Raw genomic sequence first — 11,696 nt, forward strand, 5'->3', positions numbered from 1 at the left:
TCTCCGCCCTCAACACCCCCGTCCACCAACGCCCCGCCGCTCGCGTCGGCCAGGACGGCGTCCGTATGGGCTATCCCGGACGACTCATCGCAGGCACCGAACCGTCTGGGCCCCTCTGCGGCGGCGAAGCCCATCTGCTTATTCGGGATTCGCGAACCGGTGTATCGGTCCGCTGCGGCGCACACGGTCGTTCAGTCGCGTCGGTCGTTCGCCGAGCGGTGGGATCGGTCTCACCATCACGGCAGTCACCCACTGGTTGAGGCCTCACCCATTGGTCAGGGCTTCACTTGCTGGTCGGGGCTTGCCGGTGGTCTGGACGGTGAGAGTGGCGGCGGCCACAACGCCGATCAGGGCCCACTGCCATGCGGTGAGCTGCTCACCGAGGAGGAGGAACGCCAGCAGCGCGACCTGGATCGTCATGGTGTTGTTGATCGCCGCGCTTTCATGGGTGGCCAGCGCTCGCTGAGTGTGGGTCCAGACGAGGAATGCGGCCGAGGTGTTGATGGCGGCCAAGCCCAGGATCACCGCCCACGCCGAGACCGGCAGGCGGGGCAGCCCTTCAACCGCGACGCCGACACAGAGGACGGGCAACGAGCCCACCAGCATTGACGGAAACGTCAGCTCCAGCGGGCCGACTCCCCGCAGCAGGGAGCGGTTGCCCACCACCCATAGGGCATAGCCAACGCCGGAGATCAACACCGCCAGGGTGGGGAGCAATACGGCATCGGCCGGGGCGCCGCCCGGCAGATGGAAGAACACGGTGCCGAGCGTGGCCACGACGATGGCGGCCAGTTGAACCGGTGTGGGGCGTTCGCGCAGGAGCAGGGCGCTGAAGAGCAGCACCTGCAGGGTGTTGTTGACCCCCAGGACGACGCCGACCCAGCCGGCGGGCAGGACGGTCAGCCCGATGGTGTATCCCAGCGGGTTGATGGCGTAGCCGGCGAGCCCCAGGCCGATCAGGGTCCACAGGCGCAGACGTGGCCGTTGCGGCGAGTCCGGGGACGTTCGGTGACGGCGCCACCACCACAGCGGAAGCAGCACGAGAGAGGCCAGCGCGTAGCGCAACCCGGTGAGGGTGACGGGGCCGATGCCTTCGCCGTAGAGGTACTTGGTGACGATGAACGAGGTGGACCAGACGAAGCAGACCACCAACGCCTGAAGCGCCGCGTTGATGTGCGCGCGTTCGGAGAAGACCACAAGATCGCTCCAGCAGGGACGGGGGCACGCGAACGTGCCGACCTATCCCCTCTGGGCTTTTGTCCCTCGGGTGCCTGCCGTCTCCGGCTTTACGTGGCGCTCGGACCAGCCCCGGTCTGCTCGATTGACCGGCGGAACCCTAGCCACCCTTCGGTCGGGGCACTGTCACGGTAACCCCGCCCCGGCCACGGGTCCAGGCAGCACGGCCGGCGTCGCGGTGTAGCCAGCGGCGTGGTGCGGTCGGCGGCGCCGAGTCGATCAGTGGCCCTCGGCCGGTGGGCAGGAGGCTGGGATGGTCGGAAGTGGCGATGTAGCTTTCGGCGGCGGTGATGCTGATGACGAACAACGCGCGCAGCCGCCCAGGCATCGGCGGCGGCTGCGCGCGCATCCTGCAGGATGAGGTCTTTGCGGATCGTTCGGACGGCGCCAGCAACACCGGCTTGAGATCGGTAGCCGGTCAGGGGGAATGTAGATCGCCCGGCCGCCGCGGCGACCTGCCCGCGACGCGGACGCGGAAGTACAGGCGCGTTGTTTCCTCAGGTGGGGTCTGGTCTCACTCGCTGGAGCCGAAGATGGGACGGCTACTCACCGGCGACACCAGCTCGTCTTCGTGAACGCCGGTGTTCTGGCATGCGGCCAGGCGCCATCGGCCATCCTCCTTGGACATGACCCACAGCGGAGTGCCAACGTCCGGACCGTCGGGCGTCTGGTAGATCTGGCGCACCTTGACGGCGGCGACGTCAGGGCGGATGAACAGCACATGTTCCAGTTCGAAGGTGAGTGTCAGGCCCTCCATCCCGCCCGGAAGCACCTTGCGGGTGAAAGCCGCGATCGCGTCGCGGCCGAAGAGGCGTTTGCCTCCACCCGTCGTCCAGACCGCATCGTCCCGGAAAAGGTCGATGAATTCGTCGGGGAGCTCATTGTTCTGAGCATGCTCGATCGTGGCGATCACCTGCTTGATCGCTTCGATCTCGGCCTCGTCGGTCAGTTCAGGCTTGTCCGTAGTCATGGAGATGACTCTGCGGCATGAACCGCACTTGAGGTCAAGGCAGGCTCAGGGCGTTGCGGAGTGGTCTGCCGACCCTGCCGGTCGCCTGCGGCCTCGGGGCGCGAACGGGTGGTGCCGAGGGCCGGCCTCGCCGGAGCCGGACGCGACCAGCGGCAAGATCATCGTCGTCCCGTAGAGGTGGCCGCGCGCCTCGACACGTCTGGTTGGGAGGCGGCGGGCTCGTCGAGGGTGTGGCGGAGGTTCTCTCCTTCTATGTCCAGGTTGGGGAGGGCTCGGTCCAGCCAGCGGGGGAGCCACCAGGCGGCGCGGCCGAACAGGGACATGACGGCCGGGACGAGGGTCATGCGGACGATGAACGCGTCGATGAACACGCCGACGGCCAGGGCGAAGCCGATGGACTTGATGATGGGGTCGGGGGTCAGGACGAACCCGGCGAACACCGCGCACATGATGAGCGCGGCGGCGGTGACCACGCGGGCGTTCTGGCCGAGGCCGTTGATGGTGGCCTGGCCCGGGGGGTCGCCGTGGACGAAGTCCTCCCGCATCTTGGAGACCAGGAACACCTCGTAGTCCATGGCCAGGCCGAACAAGATGCCGATCAGAATGATGGGCAGGAAGCTGATCAGGGGGCCGGGGTTGTCGACGCCGACCAAGGACGACAGGTGGCCCTGCTGGAAGACGGCGGTGGTGAGGCCGAACGTCGCGCCGACGGTCAGCAGGAATCCGGCGGCGGCCTTGACCGGTACCAGGATGGAGCGGAAGACCAGCATCAGCAGCAGGACCGACAGGCCCACCACGAGTAGCAGGTAGACCGGCAGGACGTCTGCGAGCTTCTCGGAGATGTCGATGCCAAGCGCGGTGGCGCCGGTCAGGGAGATGTGCGCGCCCTGAACGTCGGCGGCCTTGTCGCGGATGGCGTGGACGGTGTCCTCGGTGGCGGCGTCGCTGGGGCCGCTTTCGGGGATCACGGCGACGAGCGCGGTGGTGCCGTCCTGGTTGAACTGGGGCGGGGCGACCGCCTGCACACCTTCGACGTCCTTGACGAGTTGGACGGTCTGCTGGGCCGCGGGACGGGTGGCGGCCGGGCTGTCGCCGGTGACCACGGTGATCAGGCGTCCATTGAAGCCGGGGCCGAACCCTTCGCTGGTCAGGTCGTAAGCCTGCCGCTCCGGGGAGTCCGCGGCGGCGGTACCGGCGTCCGGCAGTGCGAGTCGCATTTCCTGGACGGGGAGGGCCAGCGCGCCCAGGGCGAGGATTCCGGCCAGTAGGACGGGCAGGCGCAGCCGGGCGACGCCTCGTCCCCACCGGAAACCGAAGCCGTCCTTGCCGGAGTGGCCGGTGGTGCGCTGCTTGCGGGGAAGGACCTTGTTTCCGGCGAAGGCCAGCACGGCGGGCAGCAGGGTCAGGGCGACGAGCACGGCGACGGCGACGGTGCCGGCGGCGGCCAGGCCCATGGCGGTGAGGAACGGGATGCCGACGACCGAGAGGCCGGCCAGAGCGATGACCACGGTGGCGCCGGCGAACACCACGGCGGAACCCGCGGTGCCGATGGCGCGTCCGGCGGCTTCTCGCGCGTCCAGACCGTCCAGGAGGTTCTGCCGGTAGCGGGACGTGATGAACAGCGAGTAGTCGATGCCGACGGCCAGGCCCAGCATCAGCGCCAGGATCGGTGTGGCGCTGTTGAGACTGAATACGCCGGTCAGCGCGTACAGCCCGGCCATCCCCACACCGACGCCGACCAGGGCGTTGAGCAGGGTCATCCCGGCGGCCACGAGGGAGCCGAAGGTGACGATCAGGACGATCGCGGCGACGCCGACGCCGATCACCTCGGCGGCTCCGGCGCCGGGCTGTTCCTTGACGACCTCGCCTCCGGCCTCGACGCGCAGGGCACCGTGGTCGTCCTCGGCGATCTTCTTGTAGGCGCTGCGCTGGTCCTCGGTGATGTCGGGCAGCTCGCCGGAGAACTGGACCTGGATGAGGGCGTAGCGGCCGTCAGGCGAGACCGACTTGGCCTGGAAGGGGTCGAGGGCCGCGCTCACGCCGGGAACGGCGGCGGCCTGCTGGACGACCGGCGTGACCTGGGCCGGGCTCAGCTTCTCGTCCTGCTGGGCCGCGATGACGACGGTGCCGGTGGCGCCGGTCGCCTGGGGGAACCGCGTCTCCAGGGCGTCCATCGCGCTTTGCGACTCGGTGCCGGGCATGCGGAACTCGCTGGACGTCGGGCCGCTGAACGCGGCCGCCGCCCCGCCCAGCACCCCCAACAGGAGCAGCCAGACAAGGACGACCAGGCCACGGCGCCCGAAGCACCATCGGCCCAGCCGGTACAGCAGCGTCGCCATCGGAATGCCTTCCTTCGGAGATCGGTGTCGTCGGAGGTCGGTGTCATCGGAGGTCGGTGTCAGCAGGGATCGGCGTCGTCGGGGATCGGTTTCAGGGCGGATCGGTTTCAGGGCAGCGCGAACCGGCCGCTGGTGCGGCGGTCGGCGAGAACGGGTCAGGTGAGGCTGCGCCCCAGGGCACGCAGCGCGCTGGTGGTCAATGACTCGCGCAGGATCGCGTCGTCGTACGGCAGGCTCTCGACCGCCGCCCCGGCCGCGAAGATGCCGCCCAGTGCCAGGTGCGCGGCCACCCTGGCCTCCGGCTCGGGCGAACGGCCCGCCACCGCGCCAACGAGCCGGTCATCGACCCCGTCGACGCCGTCTAGGCCCAGGTCGGGCAGCGAGGTGGCGTCGGCCAGGTTGTCGAACAGCAGCTTGATCTCGCGGCGGTACCGGAGGGTGAGATCGACGAACCCGGAGACGGCGGCCTCGGCGACGTCCTGGTCGTCCAGGAGGGCGAGGCGGGAGTCCAGTGCCACCACCTCCTTGCCGATCGGCAGGAGCAGCTCGGCCAGGATCGCCTCTTTGGTGCTGAAGTGGTACAGCAGCGAGGCCTTGGAGCAGCCGACATCGGCGGCGATGCCGGCGAGCGACGTCCCGCGGTAGCCGCGCTGGGCGAACAGCCGGACGGCCGAGGCCAGGAGCCGTTCCTTCAGTCCGGTGGACGTGCTAGCCATGACGCCAACGTATCTGTCCGAACGGTCAGCCCTGACCGTTCGGACAGATATCGAGGTGTGTTACCCGTCACCCGGCCCGCCTGGAGGCAGTCGGGTCGGGGTCGATCCCGGGCCGATCCCGGGCCGATCCCGGGCCGATCCCGGGCCGATCCCGGGCCGGGACCGGGCCTGGGGACCGGGCCTGGGGACCGGGTCTGAGGACCGGGCCTGGGGACCGGGTCTGAGGACCGGGCCTGGGGACCGGGTCTGAGGACCGGGTCTGAGGACCGGGTCTGAGGACCGGGCGGGCCAGGCAGATCGGGCGAGACGGGGCGGGCCATGCGGACCCAGTTGGAATCGGGCGGAATCAGGTGGGCCAGGCGAAGGCTTTGGCCGAGCCCGCAGTGATGCGACCGGTTTCGCTGCCGTAGTGGATGACCTGGAAACGGACCCTGTAGCCGTCGCCGACGGTGTCGGCCGCCACGTTGTAGTGGACGAAGGTCGACCCCGCGCTCGCGACGTACTCGCTGATCGGGCCTCCGTCGTAGTCTCCGCCCGATTCGGCGTGCTCGATCGCGCGGGCCTGAAGCTCGGTGCCGGGGGCGAGTCCGTCGATCTGGACGTTGGCGGTGAAGGCGTACCGGGCGGGGCCGACGATGAAGGACGATCCGCCCTGGTTCCAGTGGTGATGCTTCTGGTCCGAGTACTCCTTGCCCCAGGTGACCGTCACCCACTTGTTCGGCGGGAGGTCCTGTGGGGTGTCCATCCCGACGGAGACGTAGTCCGGCATGTCGTCCTCCTCGATATCGGCGGGCATCCCGGCCCGCACCCAGGCGTACAGCTCGTCCCCGGGGCAGCTCGTCGCGTACACGTCACGGTGTCCGAGCCTGGTGAGGTTGCGGCCCGTGCGGCGGGCCGCCTCGTCGTACAGCCAGCGGATGGACCGCTTGGCGGCGGCGGTCGAGTCGCCGTTGCGGCCGATCATGCAGACGCCGATGCCGGAGGTGTTGTGGTCCGGTGCGTGCGCGCCGACGACCAGCCATCCGCGGCCCTCGTAGACGCGGCCGCTGATGTCGACCAGGAAGTTGTATCCGACGTCGGACCAGCCGTTGCCGTCCATGTGGAAGTCCTGGATGCTGCGGACGGACTGGTCGGTGGGGCCTTCGGAGTAGTGCACGATGAACTCGGTCCGCTGCGACCAGCCGACCGAGCTTCGGGAGCGGGGTGCCCGGGCGCCCCATTCCGCCCGGCTGATGATGTCCATGGCCTCCCCCGGGGGGTGTCGATTCGGTGGACGAGCCTACGGGTCTTCTGCTCTTCGCGACGCCCGGTAGCCAAAACCGTGCGTTTTGTGTGCTTTGTGAGCAGCGCTTACGTGGGCACGGGCGGCGCCGTCGTCTTCCAGGCTGCGGGCCAGTTCTGCCAGGACAAGGTGGGTGGAACCCCAGCAGGCGGTTCCCATGCCGGCGACGACGAACTGGTCGGCGTACGGGACGAGGCGGTGATAGAGATCACGGGGGTCCGGCGTGCCCAGGCGGGCCGCGACCAAACCCCAGACGGGGATAAGGAAGTCACCGACCCAGTCGTCGGGAATTTCGGTCCCCCAGAGGCCGATCAGCTCGCGGGCCATCGCGGGACGGTCCGCTTCGACGGCCGCCAGGACCGCGACAGGCCGCAACGGGGCGAGGTCCGGTTCACCGGCCGCGGACACCAGCTCGTCCAGCATCTCCGGGACCCGGCCCTGGGCGCGACGGCACGTGAACGTGGTGACCAGGTACCGGAACCGGCTGCCCCAGACCGTCGACCCGAACCGCATGTCGTGGGCGAGCAGTTCTTCCGCCTCGTCCCACCGGCCGTCGAGAGTGCTGCGGGCGGTCTGCGCGACCCGGACCATCGACTCCAACTCCGGACGGGGCGCCGCGTCCAGCAGGGTCTCGCAGCGTGCCAGCTCGCGGTCCCAGCCGGGCAGGTCCCCGTCGCGCAGCAGGCACGACATCAGGAAGACGCGAGCCATCACCTCGCCGCTGACCGGCAGGCCGGACAGGTTCGCCAGCTCCTCCGCCGCCGCGCGCCGCGCGGCATTGCGGCCGGGACGGAAGGCCGCGAGCAGGTAGTTGTTCAGCGTGCGGGCGAGGAGCGGGACGTCTCCGGTCTTCCTGGCCAGCTCGACGGCCTCGGCGGCGTGCTCCTCGCCTGCGGCACTGCGCGGGCCGTAGTGGAGTTCGAGGGCGAGGGCACCGAGCAGCGCCGCCCTGTCGGCGTCGGCGAGCGGGCCGTTCAGGAGGTCCTCAATGGTCGCGATCATCTCGGAGTCGACGACGCCGTACGGCCGCCAGTTCCACAGGGACGGCCCGCCGATGGCCGTGACCGCGGGGATCAGCGCCTCCCGGTCGCCGATCCCCCGCGCGATCCGGATGGCCTCCTCCCAGTCGCGGCGCGCCTCTTCCGGTCGTCCGACGGTGCGGTGCGCCTGGCCCAGCTCGGTGAGGATCCGGGACCGTTCGGCGTCCCTGCCGGGCGGGAGGACGGACAGGGCCAGCGTCCAGAGGTCGGCGGCCTCGGTGTGCGCGAGCTGGCGGGTCGCGTGCCGGGCCGCGCGGGAGGCGTGCTTGACCGCCCGGTCCGCGCCGCCCAGCCCGGCCGCCTGGGCGAAGTGGTGCGCGAGCGTGGCCGACTCCGCCTCGGGAAGGACGGGTTCGAGCGCCTCCCCGACCCGCAGATGCAGCCGGGACCGTTCCAGCCGGCTCAGCCCCGCGTAAAGCGCCTCCTGGACGAGGGCATGGACGAACCGGTACCCCACCCCACCGACCACGGATGCACCGGGCGCCGACGTGCCGGGCATGGACATGGCGGGCACCGACGTGCCGGGCACCGACGTGCCGGGCACCGACGTGCCGGGCACCGACGTGCCGGGCACCGACGTGCCGGGCACCGATGTGCCGGGCACCGATGTGCCGGGCATGGACGTGGCGGGCACCGACGTGGCGGGCGCCGACGTGGCGGGCATGGACGTGGCGGGCACCGACGTGCCGGGCATCGGCGCACCCGGCTTGGCCGCGCTGGCGGGCATGGGTGCGCCGGGTGCGGGCCCGGCCGCCGGTAGAGGGCTCGGGGGTGGTTCGATCATGAGGCCGGTCGCGATGGCCGACTCCATCGCGGTCATGACCTGCTCGGGTGTGGTGTCCGTGACCGCTTCCAGGACGTCGATGCCGACGTCACGTCCGGCGACCGCGGCGGCGTGCAGGAGGGCCCGCGTCTCCTCGGGCAGCCGGGCGACACGGCGTTCGATGACGTCCCGGGCGCCGCTCGGGACGGTTCTCTCGCTGCCGCGCAGGCGCAGGACCTCGCCGAGGTAGAAGGGGTTGCCGCCCGTCCTGGCCAGCAGCGCCTCAGCGAGGCCGGGCTCTTCGACGACGCCCCTTGCACGCAGGTAGGCCGCGACATCGTCCGCGGTGAACGGGCCCAGCTCAACGCGTTCGGCCAACCGCGCCAACGCGGCCAAAGTGTCGCGGAGGGCGCTGGGATGGTCGCCGGGTTCGGGACGGCACGTGACGAGGACCAGCAGCCGATGCCGGACGGCCGCGTCCGCCACGAAGGTCAGGAGACGCAGCGACGACACGTCCGCCCAGTGCAGATCGTCCAGGACGATCGTGACCGGGGTCTCGTCACCCGTCAGGACGTCCAGGACTTGTTCGTACATGGTGAACAGGGCGGTGGCGGGATCCTGTGGCGCGGGGAGGGTGTCCAGCGAGAGCAGGCCGGACTCGTCACCGGCCTCCCGGATGATCTGCCTCCACGGCCAGAAGGCGGGGGCGGTGCCGTCCACGCAGCGTCCCCACGCGAGGCGGAAGCCGCGGGCGGCGGCCAGCTCCGCGGCGGCGCGGACGAGCCGGGTCTTGCCGATCCCGGCTTCCCCCGTCACCAGGACGACACCACCCCGGCCTCGACGCACCTCACCGAGCCGCCGTTCGAGCAGCGCCAGCTGCGCCGACCGTGCGACCAGCCCGTCCCCGTCCAGCTCTGCTGGCGGCTCCGCTGGCGGCTCCTCCGACAGTCCCGCCGACGGCTCCGCCGACGGTCCCGCCGACCGGGGCGCCGCCTCACGCGAGGGAGGCCGGAGGCTGGGCGACTGGTCGAACACCGACCGTTCCAGCTCCTGCAACTCCGGTCCCGGACGCAGCCCGAGGTCGTCCGACAGGCGGGTCCGGACGCGGCGCAGCGCGGCCAGCGCATCGGCCTGGCGCCCGGCGCGGTAGAGGGCGAGGACGAGCAGCGACCAGGCGCGTTCCCGGTAGGGCTCCTCCTCGACGAGCGCTTCCAGCCCGGGTATCAGGGCTGCGGCCTCGCCGAGGGCCAGCCGCGCGTCGAACCGGTCCTCACGGGCGCCCGCGCGGACTTCGGTGAGCCGGGTGACGACGGGCCGGGCGAACTCCCAGCCGGCGAACTCCCCCAGCGCGTCGCCGCGCCAGAGATCGAGGGCCTGGTCCAGGGTCTCGACGGCCTCCGCGTGCGCCCCACGAGCGAGGGCCGCGCGGCCCGCGTCCGTCCAGGCGGTGAACCGCCACAGGTCGATCCGTCCGGGCGGGACGGCGAGCTGGTAGCCGGGCTCGCGGGTGAGCAGGACGGCCGGCGGCGTCCGAGGGGCTCGATCGGGTTCCAGGACTCGGCGAAGGTGCGCGATGTAGGCCTGCAGCGTCCGGGTCGCGCGAGCGGGCGGCTCACCGGCCCACAGCTCGTCGATCAGGCGGTCCAGGGAGACCACGCGGCCGGGTTCGAGCGCCAGCATCGCCACGAGCGCGCGCTGCTTCCGGGTGCCGAGGTCGAGCGAGTGTCCCGAGCCGTCCGCCACCTCGAGGGGGCCGAACAGCCGGAACGTCAGTCCGGCCACCATCCGCCCCTCCCTGATCGTCCGACCTCCCGAATCGTCCAGTTCCTCAGCCTACGGGCACCTCAACTCGATCCCAGCCCGATCCCAGCCGCGGGTGAGCATCCTGAACCCATCGACAACGAACCGGGCGACCAACGAACCGGGGCGACCAACGAACCCGGACGACCGACGAACCCGGACGACCGACGAACCCGGACGTCCGGCAGGGACAGGAGAGATCATGAACATTGGGGATGACCTGCGGGGCGCGGTCAGGGGCCGCGTGTACACGGCGGGCGACGGCTCCTTCGAGGTGGCACGGCGGCCCTGGAACCTCGCGGTGGACCAGCCCGTCCGGGCCGTGGTGGAGGCAGCCGACGCCGACGATGTGGCCGCTCTCGTCCGGTATGCCCGGCTGAACGGGCTGACCATCGCGACGCAGCCGAGCGGCCATGGCGCGTCTGGGAACACCGGCGAGGTGATCCTGCTCCGCACCACCCGCCTGGACGATCTGGAGATCCGCCCGGACGAGCGGATCGCCCGAGCCGGCGCCGGTGTCACCTGGGGGCGGGTCCTGCGGGCTGCCGGTCCGCACGGCCTGACCGGGCTCGCGGGCAGCAGCCCGGTGGTGACGGTCACCGGCTACACGCTCGGCGGCGGGCTGAGCTGGTTCGGCCGCATGCACGGATGGGCGTCCGGGAGCGTCCGCGCGTTCGACGTCGTGGACGCGGCCGGCGCCCGCGCCCGGGTGACGTCCGAATCCGACCCGGACCTGTTCTGGGCACTGCGCGGCGGTGGCGGCGACTTCGCGATCGTCACCGCCGTCGAGTTCGATCTGCACCCGGCGCCACGCCTTTACGGCGGCCGGATGGTGTGGCCCGTCGAGGAGGCCCGGGCCGTCCTGGACGCCTATCGTGAGATCACCGAGCGAGCACCGGCCGAGCTGACCGCCTGGTACGAGCTCCTGCACTTCCCGGGCGCGGCTCCGCTGGTGGCGGTCGACAGCGCCTTCCTCGGCGAGGGCGGAGACGCCGAGACGCTCCTGCGCCCGCTCGACAAGATCGCCGGGCGGATCTCCGATTCCCGCGCCGACCTTCCGGTCGCCGATCTGGGCACGATCACCGCCGAACCGACCGACCCCGGCCCAGGGCGGTCTCGCGCGGAACTCCTGACGGGCCTGACCGACGACGTGGCCGCCGCACTGCTGGAACGTCCCATCGATCCGCTGCTCAGCGTGCAGCTGCGGCACCTCGGCGGTGCGCTGGCCCGCCCGTCTGGCACTCCCGCCGGGCACCTGGACGAGCCGTTCGCGCTCTACATGTTCGGCGTCCCCGGAGAGGACGGCGGGACCGCCGTGGGCGCCCGCCAGCAAGAGATCGCGAACGCCCTCGTCCCGTACACGACCGGACGCAAGCCGTTCACGCTCCTCGCCCCGGGCGAGCGCGCGGCGAACGCCTTCACGCCCGGCACGCTCGCCCGGCTCCGCGAGCTGAAGCGAGCGCGCGATCCGCACGGCGTCTTCCGCAGCAACTTCCCCGTCCTCGGCTGATGACCGAACGCCGGACAATCACCGTGCGGCGGGGCGGGGA

At 71.2% G+C, this 11,696-nt stretch carries 7 protein-coding genes; 1 reads left to right on the top strand and 6 read right to left on the bottom strand.

Annotation, left to right across the window (positions count from 1 at the left end; translation table 11 throughout):
- Positions 1 to 264 precede the first annotated feature (264 nt).
- From E1285_RS38420 to E1285_RS38445, 6 genes are all read right to left on the bottom strand, one after another.
- On the bottom strand, positions 265 to 1,197 hold the full coding sequence (locus tag E1285_RS38420) for a DMT family transporter (protein ID WP_132159526.1): 933 nt from the start codon (positions 1,195 to 1,197) through the stop codon (positions 265 to 267).
- Between the two features lie 553 nt (positions 1,198 to 1,750).
- Positions 1,751 to 2,206 (bottom strand): SgcJ/EcaC family oxidoreductase, encoded by a 456-nt coding sequence (locus E1285_RS38425; RefSeq protein WP_132159527.1) that lies wholly within the window; start codon positions 2,204 to 2,206, stop codon positions 1,751 to 1,753.
- Positions 2,207 to 2,364: 158 nt separating this feature from the next.
- Positions 2,365 to 4,545, bottom strand: coding sequence for an MMPL family transporter (locus tag E1285_RS38430; RefSeq protein ID WP_132159528.1), 2,181 nt, complete (start codon positions 4,543 to 4,545; stop codon positions 2,365 to 2,367).
- A gap of 155 nt (positions 4,546 to 4,700) precedes the next feature.
- Complete coding sequence (locus E1285_RS38435) at positions 4,701 to 5,261, bottom strand: TetR/AcrR family transcriptional regulator (protein ID WP_132159529.1); 561 nt, start codon at positions 5,259 to 5,261, stop codon at positions 4,701 to 4,703.
- Between the two features lie 346 nt (positions 5,262 to 5,607).
- Complete coding sequence (locus E1285_RS48460) at positions 5,608 to 6,504, bottom strand: N-acetylmuramoyl-L-alanine amidase (protein WP_132159530.1); 897 nt, start codon at positions 6,502 to 6,504, stop codon at positions 5,608 to 5,610.
- 36 nt (positions 6,505 to 6,540) lie between these two features.
- Positions 6,541 to 10,131, bottom strand: a complete 3,591-nt coding sequence (locus tag E1285_RS38445; RefSeq protein WP_132159531.1) for an AfsR/SARP family transcriptional regulator — start codon at positions 10,129 to 10,131, stop codon at positions 6,541 to 6,543.
- Between the two features lie 217 nt (positions 10,132 to 10,348).
- Here E1285_RS38445 and E1285_RS38450 point away from each other — a divergent pair, with 217 nt between their 5' ends.
- A complete protein-coding gene (locus E1285_RS38450; RefSeq protein ID WP_132159532.1) occupies positions 10,349 to 11,656 on the top strand; it encodes an FAD-binding oxidoreductase in 1,308 nt (435 codons plus the stop codon).
- The last annotated feature ends 40 nt before the right edge of the window (positions 11,657 to 11,696 follow it).

This window comes from Actinomadura sp. 7K507, from assembly GCF_004348425.1.
In the GTDB taxonomy this organism is placed as follows: Bacteria; Actinomycetota; Actinomycetes; order Streptosporangiales; family Streptosporangiaceae; genus Spirillospora.

Excerpts from the sequence above, each read along its gene's own strand:
- E1285_RS38425 (WP_132159527.1), bottom strand. The coding sequence starts at position 2,206 with ATGACTACGGACAAGCCTGAACTGACCGACGAGGCCGAGATCGAAGCG.
- E1285_RS38430 (WP_132159528.1), bottom strand. The coding sequence starts at position 4,545 with ATGGCGACGCTGCTGTACCGGCTGGGCCGATGGTGCTTCGGGCGCCGT.
- E1285_RS38435 (WP_132159529.1), bottom strand. The coding sequence starts at position 5,261 with ATGGCTAGCACGTCCACCGGACTGAAGGAACGGCTCCTGGCCTCGGCC.
- E1285_RS48460 (WP_132159530.1), bottom strand. The coding sequence starts at position 6,504 with ATGGACATCATCAGCCGGGCGGAATGGGGCGCCCGGGCACCCCGCTCC.
- E1285_RS38445 (WP_132159531.1), bottom strand. The coding sequence starts at position 10,131 with ATGGTGGCCGGACTGACGTTCCGGCTGTTCGGCCCCCTCGAGGTGGCG.
- E1285_RS38450 (WP_132159532.1), top strand. The coding sequence starts at position 10,349 with ATGAACATTGGGGATGACCTGCGGGGCGCGGTCAGGGGCCGCGTGTAC.